Source organism: Myroides sp. C15-4 (assembly GCF_050522745.1).
Lineage (GTDB): Bacteria > Bacteroidota > Bacteroidia > Flavobacteriales > Flavobacteriaceae > Flavobacterium.
In genome coordinates this window covers 136056-158165 of sequence record NZ_JBMVQX010000002.1, presented here as the reverse complement: position 1 = coordinate 158165, position 22110 = coordinate 136056, and the positions used below count along the sequence as shown (strand labels likewise).

General features: G+C 37.4%; 20 protein-coding genes. 7 read left to right on the top strand and 13 right to left on the bottom strand.

What is annotated here, in order from left to right; translation table 11 throughout:
• Positions 1-263 precede the first annotated feature (263 nt).
• The 8 genes from ACPDHL_RS01760 to ACPDHL_RS01725 all read right to left on the bottom strand — a co-directional run bounded on the left by ACPDHL_RS01760 (position 264) and on the right by ACPDHL_RS01725 (position 8073).
• On the bottom strand, positions 264-899 hold the full coding sequence (locus ACPDHL_RS01760; RefSeq protein WP_430531080.1) for a DEAD/DEAH box helicase family protein: 636 nt from the start codon (positions 897-899) through the stop codon (positions 264-266).
• Between the two features lies 1 nt (position 900).
• On the bottom strand, positions 901-2073 hold the full coding sequence (locus ACPDHL_RS01755; RefSeq protein ID WP_430531079.1) for a sigma-54-dependent transcriptional regulator: 1173 nt from the start codon (positions 2071-2073) through the stop codon (positions 901-903).
• A gap of 23 nt (positions 2074-2096) precedes the next feature.
• The gene (locus ACPDHL_RS01750; protein ID WP_430531078.1) at positions 2097-3401 is read right to left on the bottom strand and encodes an ABC transporter permease; all 1305 of its coding nucleotides are present in this window, start codon (positions 3399-3401) and stop codon (positions 2097-2099) included.
• Positions 3402-3403: 2 nt separating this feature from the next.
• Positions 3404-4324, bottom strand: coding sequence for an ABC transporter ATP-binding protein (locus tag ACPDHL_RS01745; RefSeq protein WP_430531077.1), 921 nt, complete (start codon positions 4322-4324; stop codon positions 3404-3406).
• A gap of 190 nt (positions 4325-4514) precedes the next feature.
• Complete coding sequence (gene dnaJ, locus ACPDHL_RS01740) at positions 4515-5642, bottom strand: molecular chaperone DnaJ (RefSeq protein WP_430531076.1); 1128 nt, start codon at positions 5640-5642, stop codon at positions 4515-4517.
• A gap of 43 nt (positions 5643-5685) precedes the next feature.
• Entirely contained in the window at positions 5686-6219 is a 534-nt protein-coding gene (locus tag ACPDHL_RS01735; protein ID WP_430531075.1) for a nucleotide exchange factor GrpE, read from the bottom strand.
• A gap of 453 nt (positions 6220-6672) precedes the next feature.
• Positions 6673-7575 carry a TIGR01777 family oxidoreductase gene (locus tag ACPDHL_RS01730; RefSeq protein ID WP_430531074.1) on the bottom strand — a complete coding sequence of 301 codons (903 nt, stop codon included), beginning with the start codon at positions 7573-7575 and terminating at the stop codon, positions 6673-6675.
• A 36-nt stretch (positions 7576-7611) separates the two neighbouring features.
• Positions 7612-8073 (bottom strand): DUF4442 domain-containing protein, encoded by a 462-nt coding sequence (locus tag ACPDHL_RS01725; RefSeq protein ID WP_430531073.1) that lies wholly within the window; start codon positions 8071-8073, stop codon positions 7612-7614.
• Positions 8074-8366: 293 nt separating this feature from the next.
• Here ACPDHL_RS01725 and ACPDHL_RS01720 point away from each other — a divergent pair, with 293 nt between their 5' ends.
• Together ACPDHL_RS01720 and ACPDHL_RS01715 are read left to right on the top strand one after the other, a co-directional pair.
• A complete protein-coding gene (locus ACPDHL_RS01720) occupies positions 8367-8708 on the top strand; it encodes a PadR family transcriptional regulator (protein ID WP_430531072.1) in 342 nt (113 codons plus the stop codon).
• Positions 8701-10143 (top strand): PspC domain-containing protein, encoded by a 1443-nt coding sequence (locus ACPDHL_RS01715; RefSeq protein ID WP_430531071.1) that lies wholly within the window; start codon positions 8701-8703, stop codon positions 10141-10143. The genes ACPDHL_RS01720 and ACPDHL_RS01715 overlap by 8 nt, the downstream gene beginning before the upstream one ends.
• Positions 10144-10194: 51 nt before the next feature.
• On the opposite strand, the gene ACPDHL_RS01710 is transcribed toward ACPDHL_RS01715, so the two are convergent.
• Both ACPDHL_RS01710 and ACPDHL_RS01705 read right to left on the bottom strand, forming a co-directional pair.
• Positions 10195-10896 (bottom strand): OmpA family protein, encoded by a 702-nt coding sequence (locus ACPDHL_RS01710; RefSeq protein ID WP_430531070.1) that lies wholly within the window; start codon positions 10894-10896, stop codon positions 10195-10197.
• A 25-nt stretch (positions 10897-10921) separates the two neighbouring features.
• The gene (locus ACPDHL_RS01705) at positions 10922-11380 is read right to left on the bottom strand and encodes a hypothetical protein (RefSeq protein ID WP_430531069.1); all 459 of its coding nucleotides are present in this window, start codon (positions 11378-11380) and stop codon (positions 10922-10924) included.
• Positions 11381-11545: 165 nt separating this feature from the next.
• Between ACPDHL_RS01705 and htpG the strand changes: the two genes are divergently transcribed.
• Positions 11546-13396, top strand: coding sequence for a molecular chaperone HtpG (gene htpG / locus ACPDHL_RS01700; RefSeq protein ID WP_430531068.1), 1851 nt, complete (start codon positions 11546-11548; stop codon positions 13394-13396).
• Between the two features lie 361 nt (positions 13397-13757).
• On the opposite strand, the gene ACPDHL_RS01695 is transcribed toward htpG, so the two are convergent.
• On the bottom strand, positions 13758-14096 hold the full coding sequence (locus ACPDHL_RS01695; RefSeq protein WP_430531067.1) for a hypothetical protein: 339 nt from the start codon (positions 14094-14096) through the stop codon (positions 13758-13760).
• Between the two features lie 188 nt (positions 14097-14284).
• Between ACPDHL_RS01695 and ACPDHL_RS01690 the strand changes: the two genes are divergently transcribed.
• Positions 14285-15256: an EamA family transporter gene (locus ACPDHL_RS01690; RefSeq protein ID WP_430531066.1), complete on the top strand. Its 972-nt coding sequence runs from the start codon at positions 14285-14287 to the stop codon at positions 15254-15256.
• Between the two features lie 155 nt (positions 15257-15411).
• Entirely contained in the window at positions 15412-18024 is a 2613-nt protein-coding gene (locus tag ACPDHL_RS01685; RefSeq protein ID WP_430531065.1) for a hypothetical protein, read from the top strand.
• Positions 18025-18077: 53 nt separating this feature from the next.
• Here the strand turns inward: ACPDHL_RS01685 and ACPDHL_RS01680 are convergent, their stop codons facing one another.
• Both ACPDHL_RS01680 and ACPDHL_RS01675 read right to left on the bottom strand, forming a co-directional pair.
• Positions 18078-18908, bottom strand: a complete 831-nt coding sequence (locus tag ACPDHL_RS01680) for a lysophospholipid acyltransferase family protein (RefSeq protein ID WP_430531064.1) — start codon at positions 18906-18908, stop codon at positions 18078-18080.
• Between the two features lie 79 nt (positions 18909-18987).
• Complete coding sequence (locus ACPDHL_RS01675) at positions 18988-19638, bottom strand: NUDIX hydrolase (RefSeq protein WP_430531063.1); 651 nt, start codon at positions 19636-19638, stop codon at positions 18988-18990.
• Between the two features lie 51 nt (positions 19639-19689).
• On the opposite strand from ACPDHL_RS01675, the gene ACPDHL_RS01670 reads away from it, so the two are divergent.
• Together ACPDHL_RS01670 and ACPDHL_RS01665 are read left to right on the top strand one after the other, a co-directional pair.
• Positions 19690-20133, top strand: a complete 444-nt coding sequence (locus ACPDHL_RS01670) for a DUF4268 domain-containing protein (protein WP_430531062.1) — start codon at positions 19690-19692, stop codon at positions 20131-20133.
• Positions 20134-20175: 42 nt separating this feature from the next.
• On the top strand, positions 20176-22041 hold the full coding sequence (locus tag ACPDHL_RS01665; protein WP_430531061.1) for a hypothetical protein: 1866 nt from the start codon (positions 20176-20178) through the stop codon (positions 22039-22041).
• The last annotated feature ends 69 nt before the right edge of the window (positions 22042-22110 follow it).

Here is a 22110-nt window from a genome sequence, read left to right as displayed (position 1 = left end):
AAAAAACAAATCACAAATCGAAGCGAAAATCGGAACGAAGTGAAGATTCATTGAACACCAAAACCAATATAAAATCAGTGAGATATATTCATCGAACACTAAAACAAATATAAGCTAGGTGAGATAAATGAGTTATGAGTTAAGGGGAAAATCTTCTAAATAAGAATAAATATCACAAAGAACAAAAGCCAAACAACAAACAACAAACAACAAACATAAAAAAAGAGGCGAATGATCATTCGCCTCTTTTTTTATATTCTTTTTTATTCTTCGTCCTCTTCGTAAAAATCGAGCCATTCCATATCTTCAGTCATGGTCTTATCAACGAACATATCCAGTTGCTCAACGTAGTCTGTAGCGAAATACACGCGTTGTGTTTTACCGATACTTTCTGACAAGCGGTATAAACGCGGTTCATGTCTATTTCTCAATTGTTGATCCACATCGTCAATAGCATACATTTTCAGCTGATTCACATCAAATCCTGCTCCACTAAACATTAAATTTAGTCGCTCAGCTGTTCCAATAAGGATATCGTTTCCTAGAGACATTTGATTTTTATCATCATCTAAATCGGTATAATCGTGTACGCCAAATACGCGAATTCCCATTTTAGAACCGAATCGATCAAACTCTTCCAATAGGCGTTCTACTTCAAACTTATCTTTTACCACAATTAATACACGCGTAGCGATCATATCATCGACAGGAGCTTCTATACGCTGTAAGGCTGCCATAATCAAGGTGGTTGTTTTTCCTTCTTCCTTAGGAGCAATCAGCACAAAATCTTGTCCTCCTTTAATACGTCCAAAAGCAGTCTTTTGTAATACGGTAGGTTCAACAAGTCCTTGTTCACTTAAATTTTGTTGTAAAACGGGGTGTATTTTTTTTAATTTCATCTTATTTTGTAGCAAATAGCTTTACGTCTTCTAATGTTACTTCTTTCTCTCCTAAAATAATTAATCGCTCCAGTACATTGCGCAGCTCGCGTATATTGCCACTCCAATCGTATTCTTGCAATAAAGCAACGGCTTCTGGTGTAAACTTTTTGGGAGCGGTTCCTTGTTCCGCAGCAATTTGTTTGACAAAATGCTCTAGCAACAAAGGTATGTCATCTCGACGATCATTCAAAGCGGGTACTTTAATTAGAATTACTGCTAATCGATGGTATAAATCCTCCCTAAAACGCCCTGCTTCAATTTCTTTACGCAAATCTTTATTGGTTGCCGCCAAGACGCGAACATCTATTTTTTGATCTTTTTCTGCTCCTACACGAGTAATGACATTTTCCTGTAATGCACGTAGTACTTTCGCTTGAGCAGACAGACTCATATCTCCTATTTCATCTAAAAAAATCGTGCCTTTATCTGCTAATTCAAACTTCCCAGGTCGATCTTTGACAGCCGAAGTAAATGCTCCTTTTACGTGACCAAACAATTCACTTTCGATCAGTTCTGCGGGGATAGCCGCACAGTTTACTTCAATCAACGGTTTGGATGCACGTTGACTTTGGGCATGAATTTGATGAGCTACCAATTCTTTTCCAGTACCATTAGGTCCCGTTATCAATACACGAGCTTCGGTTGGCGCCACCTTTTCAATCATCGCAGTGATTTGTAGAATAGATTCACTTTGTCCAATAATCTCATACTTTTTAGAAACCTTTTTCTTTAAAATCGTATTTTCCACCACCAATTTACTCTTGTCTAATGCATTGCGCACTGTGGTCAATAAACGATTCAAATCAGGTGGTTTAGAGATGTAATCATACGCGCCTAATTTCATTGTATTAATCGCTGTTTCCAAATCTCCATGCCCCGAAATCATCACAAAAACGGTTTCGGGTTTAATCTTCTTTGCTTCGACAAGTAATTCATCACCACTCATTTTTGGCATTTTAATATCCGAAATTACCAAGTCATAATCTTCTTGGGTAATCATTTGTAGCCCTTCTGCTCCATCCTCAGCACCATCCACCTTGTATTCTGGAGATTCTTCCTCTAAAATGCGGATTAAGACACGGCGAATAGCCGCTTCATCTTCGACAATTAAAATCTTGGATTCTTTACTCATAACTTCTGTTTTAGAAAGGGGTCTTAATATTTCAGCCATTTATACAGTTCCTTCCACGAAGGACGCTTTCCATACATGAGAATACCAATTCGATATATTTTTGCTGCAAACCATACCGTTAAGATAAAAGTTCCAAACAACAAGACCATCGAAACAAGGATCTGCCAAATCGGAACACCAAACGGAATACGCATCAACATGACAATAGGTGAAGTAAATGGAATCATGGAAAATACAGTAGCTACTGTTCCATGCGGGTCCTTAATTACAGTAAAAAAGCCAATATAAACCCCTAACATCAAAGGCAACATCACGGGAAATAAAAACTGTTGTGTATCTGTTTCATTGTCCACTGCTGCACCAATTGCGGCATATAGTGAGCTATATAAAAAATATCCGCCTATAAAAAAGATAATAAAATACACAAACCAAGACAACAAAGGCAAACTCATGATTTCCGTTATATAATTTTGGATATCACTCATCATACTTGGATCCATTGTTGTTGCCATTTGAGCTGCTTCTAAATTCGCCCCTCCAGCATTCAATCCAAAAACAGAAGTTGCAACGAGCATTAAAATTCCTCCCACAACTCCCCAAATTAAAAACTGTAGTAATCCAGCCATAGAAGTACCTATTATCTTGCCCATCATCAATTGAAAGGGTTTTACAGAAGAAATAATCACTTCGATAATTCGATTTGTTTTTTCTTCAATAACTGAACGCATCACCATATTTCCATAAATAATAATGAACATCATGATACAATATCCAAAGAGTGAACCAATAAAAATCTTGATTTCATTCAGTCCTTTTACGGTTTGCTCGCCAGAGGCTTTCTCCAAATGCAAATTAACCGAAGCTTGATTGTCTTTGATTACCTGAGGGTCAATTCCTTTTTCGATTAAATTTAAACTCGATACTTTATTTTCAATGATCGATTCGATTTTACCGATAAAAGCAATTCCTGGACTTTCGTTCGAGATATAGTAAATCGAATTTTCATACGCTGCTAGTTGTTCTTGCTTTGGGATATATAGAAGTCCGTCATATTTTTCGGCTAATACACTATCCTTTAACGTTTCAATTGAAACAGTCGATAAGTTTTTATATTCGTATTCCTCTGAATTCTCAAAATCACGGCTAAAGATACCGCTCTCATCGTGCATAGCGATTACTTTCGTTGTTGACTTCATGGTACTTAAAAATCCAATGAGCACCGCAATTCCCACAAAGAAAAGCGGAGCTAAAAAAGTCATAACAATAAAAGCTTTATTGCGCGCTTTTGCGATAAATTCTCTTTTTATAATTAGTTTTAAAACACTCATACCTATTTGCTTACTGTTTGAATAAAAATATCATTTGCCGTTGGCAATTTTTCTACAAAATGAGTGACTTGTCCATTGTTTGACAAAATATGCAATAACTCATTAGGCATCGCCTGACCTAAATCAACCTCCAATTGTAATTCGTCATTTAAAGACTTAAACGAAGTTGGTTGTACAGTAAATTTTTGAGATAATTCAAACATCAATCGATGTACATCACTAGATAAAATTCCCACTTGATACAAATTGGTTCGAAAATCTCGTTTCACATCTACTAAACGCCCTTCGATTAATTTATTTGATTTATGAATCAAAGCAATATGATCACACATTTCCTCTACACTTTCCATGCGGTGGGTAGAAAAGATAATCGTTGCTCCTTTTTCTTTGAGTTCTAGGATTTCGTCTTTAATAATATTGGCGTTAACGGGGTCGAAACCAGAGAAAGGTTCATCAAAGATCAGCAGCTTGGGTTTGTGTAATACGGTTACGACAAACTGTATTTTTTGCGCCATTCCTTTCGAAAGCTCCTGAATTTTTTTATTCCACCATCCTTTGATCTCGAGTTTATCAAACCAATAGTCGAGCTGTTCTTTTGCTTCCGCTTTGCTCAATCCTTTCAATTGGGCTAAATACAAGGCTTGTTCACCTACTTTCATGGTTTTATACAATCCGCGTTCTTCGGGCATATAACCAATGTCCTTAATGTGATGAGGACTCAAGGGCTGTCCATCCAGTAGCACTTGTCCTTGATCGGGGTAGGTGATTTGGTTGATGATTCGGATGAGGGATGTTTTCCCAGCTCCATTTGGTCCTAATAGACCGTATACAGATCCTTTTGGAATAGTGAGCGAAACATTATTTAAAGCTATTTTGTCAGAATATCTTTTTTCTACATTTTTAACTTCTAAGATAGGTTGCATCAATCGATCTTTTATATTTCTTGTAAAAATAAATCATTTATTTCAACTTGCGAAGTACAAGGTATATTTTGATTACAAATAGGCATAAAAAAACCCAACCTTATATTACTATAAGGTTGGGAAAAATTGCTATGAAAAAGAAAATCCACTGTTTAATAAGTGTGCATCAAATGTATGACTTCTTTTCTAATTACGAAAACATTTCTTTGACTTTTTCAAAAAAAGATTTATCTCCCTTACCAGGAGACGGTTTAAAGTTGCCATCTTCTTCCATTTTCTCAAAGAATTCTTTCTGTTCTTTTGTGAGTTTTTTCGGTGTCCATACGTTCACGTGCACCAATAAATCACCACTACCATAACTATTTAAGTGCGGTAATCCTTTACCTCTCAATCGGAGAATTTTTCCAGATTGAATGCCCTCTTCTAATTTGATGCGCACATTGCCTGTTACGGTATAAATTTCTTTATTTCCACCTAAAGCGGCTTCAGAGAAGCTGATATAAAGATCATAATGTAGATTATCACCCTCTCTTTTTAAAGATTCGTGTTCTAATTCTTCAATCACAACCAATAGATCTCCAGCTACGCTATTGTTTCCTGGCGCTTCGTTTCCTTTGCCTGCCACTTTCAACTGCATACCTTCAGATACTCCTGCTGGAATTTTGATTGAAACAGTTTCCTCCTGTGCAATCATTCCTTCTGCATCCGATCCTGCTGGTTTTTGATCAATCATTTGTCCTGTACCTTGACACGTATGACACGGTGATGCCGTTTGCATACGACCAAATACCGTATTGGCTATTTTGGTTACTTGTCCAGATCCATTACAAGTTGCACAGGTCTTATAAGTAACTCCTGCTGCTTTTATTTTGCGTTTTACTTTAACTTTCTTCTCTACACCATTAGCGATGTCCTCTAGTGTTAGTTTAACTTTAATACGCAAACTAGTTCCTTTGGCTCTACGTTGACCGCCGCCGCCGCCAAAACCGCCGAAACCACCAAAACCTCCACCGCCAAAAGCACTACCGAAAATATCTCCAAATTGACTGAAGATATCATCCATATTCATATGACCGCCGCCAAAGCCACCACCACCTTCAAAAGCAGCATGTCCGTATTGGTCATAACGCGCTTTCTTATCTGGATCACTTAATACTTCATATGCTTCTGCTGCTTCCTTGAATTTCTCCTCTGCTTCTTTATCACCAGGATTCTTATCCGGGTGAAATTCAATGGCCTTTTTACGGTATGCCTTTTTAATGGCAGCAGCATCTGCTCCTTTATCGATACCTAATATTTCGTAATAATCTTTCTTCATTTGGATTCTGAGTTTCTATTAATAAATTGGTCTACACATCTGTTTATTGACCAATAACAACTTTAGGAAAACGAATAACTTTATCGCCTAGTTTATATCCCTTTTCTACAACATCCACTACTTTTCCTTTTAAGTCATCTCCCGCAGGAATTTGTGTGATCGCTTCTGATATATCTGCATTAAAGGCATCGCCACTTTGAATCGCTACTTCCTCTAATCCTTTTGCTGCCAAGGTATCGATCAACTTTGTCGAAATTAAACGTACACCTGTCAGGTGTTCGCTTTCTCCTTGTTTTTCTAATTCCAATAAAGCACGACCAAAATCATCCAAAATAGGGAGCATTGCTGACATAACTTCCTCATTTGCTGTTTTAAACAACTCTAAACGCTCTTTTGAAGTACGGCGTTTGTAATTCTCAAACTCTGCAAATAAACGCAAATACTTATCTTTCTCTTCTGCTATTTTAGCATTTAGCACTTCTTCTACAGATGCTGTCTCTGCCGTTGTCGTCTCAGTTTCTTGCGTATTTTCCGCTGTTACCTCTACTTCTTCCTTGTTTATATCTTTATTTTCCATACTACTTTCCTAAATTATTTATTGCTTTCTCTTAATCAAATCCTTTGCCAACTGTTTATTTATGCCATAATGACAGTTTTTTTGGTGAGTAGTGAATGGTGAATGGTGAGTGGTGAGAGGTAAACTGTAAACTAAACCGTGAACTGTATAGATTGACTGATGCGATGCTTCCTTCGTCAGCATGACAAGGTTGTACGATTCATTTTTATACTAAAGATAACTTTCTTACTATTGACGGTGTCCTGAAGGAACGAAGGGTCGCATCCTAGATATTCGTGATTGGTGATGGGAGATGAGTGATGAGAAAATCTTCTAAATAAGAATAAATATCACAAAGAACAAAAAACGAAGAGCGAACCGTGCAAATAGAAACGAAGTGTATATTCATCGAACACTAAAACAAATATTAACTAAGTGAGATAAAGAACAAAGAGCACAACGCGCAAAAAAAAATCAATCATACAGATTTTCAAACGCTTGGGATAACGTTGAAAAATGAAAGGAAAAATCTAATTTCTCTACTTTACTACAGCTAACATATTGTCCTGCTGTGACAAGCATCGCTTTTTCGCCTAAAACTAAGCGCAATACCCAGGTGGGAACTGCAGGTAAAATCATTTTTCGATTTAGGGCGTGACAAAGTGCACGCGTAAAAGCCTTATTTGATTCGGGTTGGGGAGCTACTGCATTAAAGGCACCTGCTAGTCTGTGATCCATGACAAAGAGAAATAGACGAACTAAATCGGTCAGGTGAATCCATGAATAGTATTGTTTTCCCGATCCCAATGGTGAGGCCAGGTAGTATTTTGCCATTTGTTCAATATGGGGCAAAGCCCCTCCATCTCGGGATAGTACTAAACCAATACGCAACAAAGCTACGGGTATACCCAAATCTTCAAAACGTCGATTTTCTCCTTCCCATTGTTGGACCACTTTACCTAAAAAATTAGTCGCTGGTGTATACTTATCTTCAGTTTGTACTACATCAAGGGTATCGTATATTCCCACAGCTGAAGCACAAATGACTTGTTTCACTTGATGCGGATGCCGTTGCAACAATCCATACAGGGTTTGAGATGCCTCTACTCGACTATGGATGATCAACTGCTTGCCTTTGGAAGACCACGATCCGTCAATTGAACTCCCTGCTAGATGGAAAATAACCTCCACTCCTGCTAAACAGGCTGGATCAATTTCACCTTGACGGGGATTCCAAAAAAATCCCTGACAACCTGGCAATGCCATCAATTTATCTTTCGCTGTAGTCACAAAAGCAACCTTAATATTCCTTGCTTGCAGTTGCTGTACTAACTGCTTTCCCACTAATCCCGTTGCTCCAGTAACTAAAACTCTCATGGCCTGTTTTTTTCTTATTTCTCTGTTCTCTTTTCTTTATTTTTTCGTTCTTACTTTTAAGGTCCATTCAAAATTAAAGGTAGATACCTCATCTCCTTTTTCGTCAATTCCCACGGATTTCATCCAAATAGTCACCCCTTCTTGGGTGTCAATGGCCTTTTGAATTGCCTCATCTAATAAATGTCCCTCTGTACAAGTAAACGAAATTTTTCCCGTTGCTTTTTTTACAAAGACGGAATTGTTTTGCGCAACTAACATGGAAATACGCTGACCGCTTTCGCTGATTTTCTTCATCACTAAAGCTCCTGTGGACAATTCTGCTGCCATGGCTTGTACAGCAAAATACATCGAGCGAAAAGGATTTTGATTCGCCCATTTGTGACGAACCGTTGTTGTCGCTTCTGTATCAGAAATACGTCTTAATCGCACCCCTGTCCAATACGCAGAAGGCAACTTAAAGAATAAAAATTTATTGATAGACGAAACTGAAAATTCCATAATGTACCTGTTTTATTTTCCCCTAAATATACAAAATTATACCATAATTTACTTGTTTATCACTTTTATTCCCTCCCTCCTTATGTCCTTTATACCTTTTTGAATCAATATTGTATCCTTAGAATCCCCTCCCAACAAACCACAGTAAAAACCAAGATACAAGAGGGTTAGCCTCTAATTTCACTTCTTTTCCTCTTAGCCTTAACTGTTAAACTAAAGTTAATTTTAAGTACTTTGCTATACATAGTACATGCCTTTAACCATATCTTTGCATAAGATAAATCATTGAACCTATGAATAGTGAAAATACAAAAGCTCAAATGCGCAAGGGTATCTTAGAGTTCTGTATCCTATCCATTCTAAAAGAACGCGATTATTATACTTCTGAAATATTAGAAGAGCTTAAAAAAGTAAAGCTTTTAGTCGTAGAAGGAACGGTATACCCTTTACTAACAAGACTCAAAAACGGAGATTTGTTAAGCTATCGCTGGGAGGAATCTAATGCAGGGCCTCCGAGAAAATATTACAAACTAACACCAAAAGGAGAACAATTCTTAGGAGAATTAGCAGAGACATGGGAAGAATTAGCCCATGCAGTACAAGAGATAACCACAAAAAATCAAGACCATGAATAGAACGCTAACTATAAATATCGGTGGTTTAGTTTTTCACATTGAAGAGCAGGCTTTCCAACACTTGGAACAATACATCAAAGCGATTCGCCGATCTATTGCTATCGAAGAGCAAGAAGAAGTGGTACAGGATATTGAATTGCGCATTGCTGAAATATTCAATTCCAAAATAACGACAACCAAACAGGTCATTACGTCAGAAGATGTGGAAGAAGTGATTCGCATCATGGGGCGTCCAGAAGATTATTCCCTAGATGATGATACGACGACACAACAACACAGCGAACAAACCTATTATAGAGAGAAAAAATTATTTCGCGATACGGATAGTCGAATTTTAGGCGGTGTACTTTCGGGCTTGGCCCATTACTTTAAGATTGATACGGTTTGGGTGCGTTTAATTTTCATCTTTTTGGTTTTCTTTTACGGAACAGGTATTCTACTGTATTTTGTCTTGTGGATCATCATTCCCAGTGCAAAAACAACCAGTGAGAAATTGGATATGATGGGAGAGCCTGTCAATATAGAAACAATTGAACGCAAAATTAAAGAAGGGGTTGATTATACTGCAAATAAATTCAATTCCATGGATTATGACAAGTTCAAAACACAAACACAACGCGCAACCAATCAGGGAGCTAAAGTCATTCGCTACATTTTTGGAATTGGTTTCATTGTCGTTGCTGTCGTGGGGATGTTGATTAGTTTTTTTATCAACCTTATGATCATTGTCAACACTAGTTTTATTGTCAATCAATTGAATCTTCCGGAACTTCTCATTGATCCCAACATACCTCGATGGATTTTGCATACCTGCATGAGTCTCATTATGTTCTTACCTTTTATTATTATGTTACTGTTGGGGTTAAAATTACTCTATACTAATATGAAGTACATTTGGATTACGGCCATCACTATTTTTGTGTTGTGGATTGGTAGTTTAATTGGACTATCCGTGATGATCATCAATGGAGATACCGAGCATTTTGTACGCAATAAAACAGGCTATGGCTATACGGTGACGTATTCCTCGAAGGGACAACATACAGCTGAAGATCAAACCTTGTTTACAACGAATAAAGACCTTGTTTTACAACTGAAAAGTCCAATTACAGGGACAGATTCAATAAAAAACAAAATTGAAATTGTTCCCTCGTATCAAGACAATGCCTATGCGCGTTTTAAAATGGCATCACAAGACGATCAATACACGATTGAAACCGCTGAAGAAGACGCCCATTTTGTCATTCACCTTACACAGGAACAGTTTGATTTAGAACAACCGATGACGGTTTACTTACCTATAAGAAAGAAAATATTCATCAAAGAAGAAGTACAGCCCTATTTATTTCAATCCGCACAAAAGGAGATGAAAGCTGGGGATCACTGGTATACGATGCAAGAAGACTTTACGTTGACTTGTACCGACTGCAACTAAAAAAGGGAGCTGATGCTCCCTTTTTTTATTTTATAAACCGTTAACCTATAATTACATTGTAGCTGCTTCGTTTTGAGCGTCGATAATCATTTGTTCATTTGCCTTAATAGCAAACTCTACGCGGCGGTTTTTTGCTCTTCCTGCATCTGTATCATTACTTGCAATTGGATCAGCAATTCCCATTCCTTCAGTAGCTAAACGCTTGTTTGATACACCATTTTGCATTAAATACGTTTTTACTGCATTGGCGCGTTGTCTAGACAATTTTAAATTGTATTCTTCTCTACCTGTATTGTCTGTATAACCAAAAATACTAATGTTTGTATTCGGATTATCTTTGAATACAACGATTAATTTATCTAAGTTTTGTTTGGCTTTATCTGTCAAGGTTGCTTGATTCAGATTAAAGTTAACTGAGCTTTCGCCTAAGATTAATTTAATCCCTTCTCCTACTCGTTCTACTTGTGCACCTGGTACGGTTTCTTCAATTTGACGCGCTTGCTTGTCCATATTGTTTCCAATAACGCCACCAGCAGCTCCACCAATCACTCCTCCTAATACGGCTCCTAAAGCACTATTTCCACCTTTTCCGATGTTATTTCCAAGGATTCCTCCGATAATGGCTCCTCCAGCAGCTCCAATTGTAGCTCCTTTCTGTGTATTATTCGCATTTTTGACAGAGTCACAGCTTGTCAGCGATACAGAACCCAATAGCAGAGCTCCTGCTAAAAAGGTTGTAGTTGTTTTTCTCATAATATTACCTTCTTGTTGTTGATTCTTAATTCTTTACAAAGTGATATGTTACATCATACCCTTGTCCATCTACGTAAAAATTATCAATCAAATCAAAACTAGTAGCGGTTTGATTTTTAACTTTCATCTTGTACCCTGTCGTAACGTTTTTAGCTTTTAATCCTGCATCGACAAATTTGAACTCAAATTCTCCGTTTGGATTAACAAACCATTTAAAGTTACTTTCAAACATAGGGCACGAATTCCCTCCTCTTAAACTAACCACACCTGTGTTGTTGTTTGAAACAAATTTCCACTGACTTCCATTAAAGCAGTGAGCATCAGCGATGTTGAAAGAAGTAACTTTTACAAACTCTCCTCCAATATGGGAAACATTTGTCAAGGTCCAATCTCCTTTAATTCCATATTGGGACTGTTTATCCATCGTCGGTTTACACGAAGCTACTGCTAAACCAATAAAACTTAACAAGACTAACTTTTTCATAATATTTCTTCTATTTTTTACAATAATACAAACTTTCTCGCTATTATAAGATTTTAGTGTACAAAAAAGCTCCAAATGACAAATTGACATCTTGAATTGGGTTGGTATCTTTTTTGCCTACTAATTCTATATAAAAATATTAAAAATAATAATACCAAAATAATTATGACATCTGGAAAAATTAATGTTACTGTAGAGAATATCTTTCCTTTGATTAAAAAATTCTTGTATAGTGATCACGAGATATTCTTGAGAGAGTTAGTTTCAAATGCAACTGATGCTACATTAAAGTTAAAGCACCTCACGAGTATTGGGGAAGCGAATGTGGAATATGGCAATCCTATTATTGAGGTTAAAATTGACAAAGACAGCAAAAAACTCCACATTATTGACCAAGGATTGGGGATGACCAAAGAGGAAGTGGAGAAATACATCAACCAAGTTGCCTTTTCTGGGGCCGAGGAGTTCTTAGAAAAATACAAGGACAGTGCCAAAGACACGGGGATTATTGGACACTTTGGATTAGGTTTTTACTCTGCTTTTATGGTAGCGGACAAAGTAGAAATCATTACCAAGTCATTTAAAGATGCCCCTGCGGCACATTGGACGTGTGATGGTAGCCCTGAGTATACCTTAGAAGAAAGCGACAAGCAAGATAGAGGAACGGAGATTGTGCTTCACATTGCGGAAGATTCGTTAGACTTTTTAGAGGAGTACAAGATTCGTGAGCTATTGACGAAGTACAACAAATTTATGCCTGTGCCAATTAAATTTGGTACACATGAAGAAGGGGAAGGCGAGGACAAAGTAGAAGTAGATACCATCATCAACAACCCAAATCCTGCTTGGACGAAACAACCTGCAGATTTGACAGAAGAAGATTACAAAAACTTCTACCGCGAGTTGTATCCGATGCAATTTGAAGAACCTTTATTCAATATTCACTTGAATGTCGACTACCCATTTAACTTAACGGGAATTTTGTATTTCCCTAAATTAAGTGGAGATATGCAAATGCAAAAGGACAGAATCCAACTGTACCAAAATCAGGTGTTTGTAACGGATAACGTAGAGGGAATCGTTCCTGACTTCTTAACAATGTTGAAAGGGGTGATTGATTCGCCAGATATTCCATTAAACGTATCGCGTTCGTATTTACAAGCGGATGGAAATGTTAAGAAAATTTCCAACTACATTACGCGTAAAGTAGCGGATAAATTAAAATCGCTATTCAACGAAAACCGCGCTGATTTTGAAAGCAAGTGGAACGACATTAAAGTAGTTTTAGAGTACGGTATGTTGTCTGAAGAAAAATTCGCTGAAAAAGCAGGTGCTTTTATGCTATACCCTACGACAGACAATACGTACTATACGATTGAAGAATTAAAAGAAGCAACGAAAGATTTACAAACGGATAAAGACGGAAACCTCGTTGTTTTATATACATCCAACAAAGATGCGCAACACAGCTATATCGCTGCGGCAAAAGAAAAAGGATACCAAGTGATTGTACTGGATTCTCCTATTGTTTCTCACTTGATTCAAAAATTAGAGAGCGACAATGAAAAAATGACTTTCGCTCGTGTGGATGCAGATCACATCAACAACTTGATTAAGAAAGAGGAAAACGCAATTTCTAAACTATCAGAAGAGGAGCAAACGTCTTTACAATCGTTTATTGAACAAGTGGTACCGAAAGAAAAATACACGGTAAAATTAGAGTCGATGGACAGCCAAGATGCGCCATTGATCTTGACACAACCGGAGTTCATGCGACGTATGAAAGAAATGAGCCAGTCTGGTGGTGGTATGTTCGGTATGGGTAATTTCCCAGAGATGTACAACTTAGTGGTGAATACCAATTCGGAATTTGCTTCTAAAATCTTGAACAATACAGACGAAACAGCACGTACAACGGCTTTCAATCAAGCCTTAGATTTAGCCAAATTATCACAAGGATTATTGAAAGGCGAAGAACTTACGGCTTTCGTAAAGCGAAATTTCGAAAAATTGTAAGACAAGCTAATTTGTCAAACATACAATAAGCCATCAAAAAAGGCTGTCTCCATGAGGCAGCCTTTTTTATTTTATCTCCGCTATTTACGCTGTTTGCTCTTTGTTCTTCGCTCGCTTTGTTAATTGCTCTAATGATTTTATTTATATCATCTCCTCCTCCTCTATCATCACTTCTTTTTGTCTCCTACTATCTACCTTATCTATTGTTAACTAAGAACTGTCAATCATTCGTCTTTGCTAGGGGCCTTCTTTTAGCTGTTTGCATACTCCTTGCCTTATACGTCCATAGTGTGTCTATTAAAACACGACTTTTTAATAGACACACTATGGTGGCACTATGGAGGCTCTATGGACTCATGTCCTATAAAACCTCTACTGCTTCACAATAAAAACCAATACAATCGTTTTCATCGTCTGCAATTTGAAAATTGATATTCTCCCAGCCATGAGCTGAAATATCTAAAACAGCTAATCCATAAAGCGGCTGTAAGGTAGCACCCTCAAAGTTCAACTTAAACTGAGTACAGTGTTTAAACCATACCTCAACCGTTTTAAATGCTCCCTCTCGATTCGGCCATTCTTTTTCATTTTCTCGCTCTTGACATAGCAAAGTGAGGATCAAATCTCGGTTAGACCAAACAAGAGATTGAATAAAGACCACGGTTGTTGAATCCCAATTACTGCTATTGAATGTTTTCATTTAAAAAGAAACTGTAAAGAAGAATTAAAACGCATAAAACTAATACAATTAGCTGTTTCATGGTTAAATTTAAAAAAACAAAAGAAAAATGCTCCCCTATTCTCCTCTTTTTTCTTTCCTTCCCCTAGACATTTGTCCTATACCTCCAAAAAAATAATAACTACCTTTGCCCCGTTAAAAGTAGAGCAATGAAAGAACAGAATTTGGTAAAAGGCGTATTTTTAGTCGCTATTGGTGCATCCAGTTTTGGGATGTTGGCTTCGTTTGTAAAACTGGCGTATTCACATGGGTATACTACTGCTGAGGTAACCTTATCGCAAGTATTACTCGGACTTATTGGAATGTTCATCATCAATGGGATTCGCAAAAAACAAACCACTGACGCTATTGCTAGTAAAAAAGACATCCGCAACTTAGTTTTAGCGGGAACATCCATGGGATTTACTTCTGTTTTATACTATATGGCCGTGAGTTATATCGACGCTTCTATTGCCGTTGTATTGCTGATGCAATCGGTGTGGATTGGCGTGGTCATTGAAAGTGTGGTTACCAAACAATTCCCCAGCCTATTAAAAATTGTAGCAGTGGCGCTAATCTTATTTGGTACAGTATTAGCAACCAATGTATTGGCCAATGAAATTGAACTCGATTACCGCGGACTGATCTTCGGATTTTTGGCGTCTTGTTCTTTTGCAACAACCATGTTTGCCTCAAACGTAGTGGCCAATCACTTACCAGCACCTAAGCGAAGCTTATTTATGCTATGTGGGGCAACCGCTATCGTTTTGATTTTCTGTTTCATCACGCAGATCGGACCGAACAATTCGGACATCATGTTATCTTTTTATCAACAATTTACCACCAATACGAGCGGTATTCGCGATTTCGACTGGAGTATTTTTTACTCTTGGGGATTGTTGTTAGCCCTATTTGGTACCATTTTACCTCCAATCTTCTTGAATATGGGATTCCCCCATACAGGCGTTGGATTGGGTAGTATTATCGCTTCTATTGAATTACCCGTATCCGTAACCGTAGCCTATATGGTCCTACAAGAACAAGTTGTTTTGATTCAATGGTTGGGTATTCTTCTGATTTTAAGCGCTATCTTTTTGATGAATAGCCAACTTATTTTCAAGAAAAAACAGTCTTTAGTCTAGGAACTAAATCCATCAGTATAATTTAAAAGTCTTTGTATCAACTACAAAGACTTTTTTTATTTTCCCTTGTAAAAAAATCACATTCACTAGAAGTAGTGATATTGTTTTTCTGCTGTTTTATCTACATTTGTTGTACAATAAAAACACACAGGACGATGTACAAAAAATTATTACCTATTGCCTTGTTATTTTCTTCTGCGATTTACAGCCAGACGGTAAAAGATACCTTATGGGTAAACACATACGACGAAGTAACGACCAAAGCATTGGCTAGTTCATTTAGAGTTTCTAAACCCATAAAAAACAAAGAGGGCTATAGAGAAATCACGACGTATAACAAAGAAACAAAAGCAATTGAAGTAAGGGGAATTGGTAGTTTTGATCAAACCAATGCCATTACATATGACGGAAAAGTGGCCTATTACAATGAAGATGGATCGGTTAATTTCGATATGTTCTTCGATAACGGCAATGCTACCCATATTACGTCTATCGATCCTTTTACGCAAGAAGAATTTACGTTAACTTACGAGAATGGTTATCCTTATGATGGGAAAATGGTGCAATTGTACAAAAGTGCCTATTTTTACATTGCCATTAACGAAGGAAGCTACGAATCATATATCTACGTTAATAAAAATCAGCCCAACCAAAAATACATCTTCACTTTTGATGCGGAGAACAATATTTTGGAGGAGCAATATTTGAATGAAAAAGGCGAAGTGCTTTACACGGCAAACTACGAAGACGGATCGATTCAAAATGGCACATCTATTATCTTAGATTACGATACTTTCCGTCCAACAATGACGAGTACCTACGTGAATGGGGTTAATACGGAAACAGCTAACTTTTATGTATCTGGCGCAATCAAATACAAAACAACGGCAACTACAACTAAAGCAACAACACTTTTCTATGATCCAAATGGAAAAGTAATCGCTACGTATACAGCAGATTTAGATGAATACAGCGCGGAAACAAATCAAGAGGGATCCTATGTATTTTACAATGAATATGGGGATAATCCAGATACACCAACCAGCCTATCGGAATACAAAAAAGGAGAGCTTGTTAAGGAAACGGTATACCACCCAGGAGCAACGCTATTCTTACCTAAATCAATCAAGTATTACCACAATTCATACGCGATTGAAAAAATAGAATACTTCAATCCTGACGGCAGCAGCAAAGGCGTATTAACCTATGACAAAGACGGTTATAGCCCAGAAAATGGCGTTTTATACGATGATGAATCCATGACAACCTATAAAAATGGCTTTATTGTGGCAAAAAAAGCGTTTTATTCTACAGGGGAATTATTTGAAGAGGCAACAGAATTAAGTTCTACCTACTATGACAAAAAAGGAAAAGTCATTGGTAAATTACAATCTAAAAAAGGGACGTATGGCTATACAGAACCTTTTGAAGGTGATTTTATCACGCTAACAAATGATGAGATTGGCAATAAAATTTCATATAGCAAAGGAGAAATTACGTATAGTGCTTCTTATGAAGCTTATCCAACCTATGACAGCAAACCGATCTTAAGAGAAGAAATTTTCACACCTGCTGTTGGCGTATCCAAACGCATTCGCTATACCAGAGAAGGAACGAAAAGAAATGAAGAAATTTTCAACAAAAACGATTACGATCAATCAATACTAAAAGTAACCTACTTCGATGCAAAAGGAAAAGTAACAGGTGTTTTTGACAATGTTGAAAAAGAGGGAACTTTCTATACATTCTTCGAAAATGACGTGGTATCTTCTGCAAGCACATACAGCAAAGGAGAATTGATACGCAAAAAAGAATACGGCAATAAAAATGGGATGTATAGCGATGAGATTGATCCGTATTTAATTTCTGATATTGACTACAACAAACAGGGTGTTTTCTATGATATGGAAGGCAATCAAGTAGCGAAGGCTACGTATAAAGCAGGGCAACCGTATACGGGAACAGTAAGTACTTCCGACGGGTATTCTACAACCATCACAACCTATGAAAAGGGATTAAAAGATGGACTTGAAACCTATCAAAGTGAATATTCCGAATACATTGCAAGCAAAACCTATTACAAAGCAGGAGAGATTGTAAAAGAAGAAACGTATAACGAAGCCTATTTACAGTCTTCTAAGAGCTATGAAAATGGGGAGTTAAGTGGACCAACACACTTCTACGATGAAGCAGGTGAGAGTATCGCCACTTTAGAATACCGCGATGGCTATCCATACAAAGGAACCTACATTGAATTTGGATATGACAGCAATGTATATTCTACGTATGAAGAAAGTGTAATTACCTATGAAAAATCAATCAACACCTATACGGGAACCTTAACGTATGAGAAAAAATTATTGGCTGATGATTCGACTCAAGAAAGTTTTTACAACGAAGATGAAGCGTTAGTTTACCAATATGGCACGAAAAATTACGCTCTACATGGTCCGTGTATTTACTATGAAAATGGGAAAGAAAAATACCGCGGTAGATTTGAAGAAGGTCGTTTTGTTGAGGGGACAGTGGCACTGAGAACTTGGGGAGATTCATATAACGCTTACAGCTATGATGAGTCGTCTTACTTTGTTTGTACGATCCAAAAAAACAACCTAACAATCCAACGTGTATCAACGGATACGAATACAGTTATTTTTGAACTAACAAGTAAGGTGAAGAAAGGAAAGATGGAAGACAATCCTATTTTCCAAAATAGCATTGACAGCAGTAGTCTTTACCCATATCACAATGGTAGTTCATCCTACTAAAATAAAAAAAGGTCATCCCGTGGGATGACCTTTTTTTATACCTCCTTATTTTTTTAGTAATTTTTCGATGAACTATAGTAATCGTACGTTCGCTTTTCGTTTAGTGCGGTTTGTTCTTCCACAAACTCTTGTGGAACCACTTTTAGGAAAGACGAATGTTGTTCGATGGCCATTTCAATTTGCTCGACAATTTGGTCAATACTGCTATTTTCATAATCAATTTCCAGCGGTTCTTTGATGACCATGGACTGCAAAATGCCCTTCTTTTTTAGGTGTAGTCCCTTTTTGTCAAAAGAGCGTCGAAATCCATCAATAACAATAGGAACGACAATAGGCTTGTAGTTTTTGATAATATGGGCTGTTCCCTTTCGAATGGGTTTAAACGATTTAGTTGTTCCCTGTGGAAAAGTAATCACCCACCCATCGTCTAAAGCGATTTTAATATTTTCTACTTGGTCTTGATTAACTTCGCGTTTTTCATCTATATCGACCCCCTTACTTCTCCAGGTACGATCGACTTGTACGGCTCCAACATAAGCCAAAATACGAGGTAAAAGGCCAGCTTTCATTGTTTCTGCCGCAGCGACATAGTACAAATTTAGCTTGGGCTTCCAGATATACATAATATTCTTAATCGAATTATCTCGTCCTTTCAAACTGGCATTAAACACGTGGTACATGGCCACTACATCGGCAAAATACGTTTGGTGATTCGAAATAAACAATACATTTTTATCGGGTAAACGGCGTAAAATTTCTGAACCTTCGATTTGCAAGTCGTTAAACCCTCTAAATCGTTGGTGTGTTAAGAAACCAAACGTTCGAATGATCCATTTTTTTAGCCATAGTATATGGCCAAATGGATTCCTCTTGAATAATCCCATACTCCTACATCCTGATTAATGAATTACAAATTTAATGCTTTTTACTAGTTGCATTAGGTTAAAATTTGCTAATTACGTCCTACGTATATGTTTTTAGTGCATTTTTTAGCGTTTCCTTGAGTTCACTCAACATCATAGCTGTTGCTCCCCATATCGTGTAGTTGTTGTAAATAAACGCAGGTACGTGCGTCCAAGCGGCATAGCTTGTTTTCATCTCCACCTCTTTGACAATTTGATCTTGGAGTAAAACATGCAACGGCAATTCAATAATATTTGCCACTTCAAACGCATCAGGAATAAACAACAGCTCTTTTTGCGCAATACCCAAATACGGTTGCACATAAAAATTACTCGGTGGAATATAAATCTTGGTAAACGGCTGAATAATTTGAATATCTTGTTCAATAATCCCCACTTCTTCTTGGGTTTCTCTCAAGGCTGTTTGTTGAAGATCCCGATCATCAAGTTCGTATTTTCCTCCAGGAAACCCCACTTGCCCAGAATGAACCCCTTTGTACGTTGCACGTTCAATTAATAAAACATAGGTTTCTTGTCCTTTGGGATACAGCAACATCATAACCGCAGACTCCTTTGGATTGTATGCCCTAAAATCTTCTGCATATAAATAAGGGATCCTTTCTATGGGGATCATCAAGCGATGTGCATCAATTCCAACAGGTTTTGCACCTTTAATTTGCTCTATCTTATGCAAAAAAGAATCAAAAGTCATAGCTTTGCTTTATCAAATTAACATATACCTAAATTTACGACTTTATCAACAATGTATAGTAAAGAAGATGCTAAAAGAATAAAAAAAGAATTCTGGATTCAGTTTGCTGAAACGTATCCAAGAAAGTGGCTATTGCACAACACCAAAATCAAGGATGTTTCTTTTAAATTCTACGCAGACAACAAAAAGGCAGAAGTGCTGCTCGATATTGAACCCCGAGATGAAGAGAAGAGAACGATTTATTACGAGAAAATAGAATCCCTCAAAGGTATTCTATTAGAAGATCATCTAGCAGATGCTATTTTTGAACGCGAATATTACTTAGAAAATGGAAAATTAATCAGTCGTATTTGGGTTTCTCTCGAGGGTGTTTCCATTAATAATCCAAAAACATGGGACACTATTTTTGATTTTTTTAATGAAAAAATGACAGCATTTGAAATTTTCTTCTACGAATACGAAGATTATATTCGAGATCTAGAAATAAATACTTAACTTTTCCGTTGTAACAATCTAGTTTCCGTTGAGAAAAACCACATGTTAAAAATAACCTCTTTTCTATTTTTATTTTGTTTTGCTGTACAGCTTACCTGTGCACAAACGACACCTATCATAAAAGTAGATACGGTACCAAAATTTGACAGTGTGCAATACAAGAAATTACCCTTTCAGGTAAAAAAGGATACCACGGAGATTTTTTCTAACCTCAAGGAGAAAAACAAGAGTACAAAACTGGGGCGCTTATTCAATAAGCTTGTTTATAAAAGCAACAAGCGCATGGTTGCTCATGCTCCAGAAGTACAGGTAAACCGACACTTAGATCGCGGGGAGGGAAAAATCATTCGAAACATCAATATTACAACCCTTGATCCCTTTGGGTATTCGGAGAAAGATTCGCTAAAAAAACCAGAGAAAACTTTGGAAATATGGGGAAATCGCGCGCATTTAAAGACAAAAAAATTTACTATACGCAATTTCTTACTTTTTAAAGAAGGGGAAGTATTTGACTCTTTAAAGGTAAAAGAATCTGAGCGTTTAATTCGTACGCAACGCTATGTGCGTCGGGTGATGATTACGGCCATACCCACTTCTTCTCCCGATTCTGTCGATGTAAATATTCGAGAGCTAGACTCTTGGACCATTTATCCTAGTGGTTCTATTTCTACTTCTTCGATGCGTCTGAAGTTAACGGATCGAAATTTTGGTGGTTTCGGACATGATGTAACCGTTCAATATATTAAGCGACTCAAGGAAGATAAGCAAGGAGCTTATTTCAGTTATTCTGTAAACAACATTCAGAATACGTTTATTCGCTCCAATATCTTGTTTAATCAAGATGCATGGGGAAACTACGTTAAAGGAGTTTCACTCAATCGCCCTTTTTATTCTCCTTACGCCAAATGGGCAGGAGGGTTTAGTGCACAACAACGGTTTAGGCGTGATTCACTTCCTGACCAAAACATGAAGTATAGTTTAGAGTCCATCAAATACAATACCTATGACTATTGGGCAGGTTATTCTATTGCGTTGCACACCAAAAGTCCAACCATTACCAACTTGCGTACTTCCCTTCGTTTTGTCAAGGAAAATTTCCACAAAACCCCTGGGCCTGAATACGATCTCTATAATTATTACCGAGATCAACGCTTGTATCTCGCTTCTATTAGTTTGAGTTCTACCAACTATATTCAGGATCGTTTTATCTTTAATTACGATATCATTGAAGACGTTCAAGTAGGTAAAATCTTAGCTTTAACGGGGGGAATGCGCGACCGATATAACAAGCGAAGGGCTTATTTTGGCGCTCGCTTTTCGATGGGTGGTTATACCAAATTAGGGTATTTTGCAGGAAATATTGAATGGGGAGGTCATTTTGATGGTGGAAAAACCGAACAGGCCGCTTTTCGATTAGAAGGAACTTATTTTACGCGTCTCTTCGTTTGGGGCAGTTGGCGTTTCCGACATTTCTTCGTTCCTCAACTGGTTCTGGGATCACATCGTTATGATCACATTGGCGATGAATTAAAAGTAGAAGGGGTTATTCAAGGGATACGCGCGCAAAAAATTACAGGGACCAAACGACTTTCCCTAGCCTACCAATGGCAATCCTATGCTCCATATGAGTGGAAAGGATTCCGTTTTAATCCGTATTTCAGCTTTGAAGGCGCATTTATTGGAGATAGTAAAAATCGCCTCCTCGATCCAAAACTCTACTCGCGATTTAGCCTAGGACTCGTAGCAAATAACGATTATCTCGTATTTAGTAAGGTTACAATTTCTTTAGTGTATTATCCCACAATGCCAGATTCTGGCGGAAGTGTATTCCGTGCGAATTCGGTACAATACAACATGGATTTACCAAACTTTAACTACGACCGACCACAGACTGTTTCTTACTATTAGTGATGGGAGATGGGAATTTGCGCGATTTGTTCTTTGTTCTTTGTTCTTTGCGCGGTTTGCGATACACTA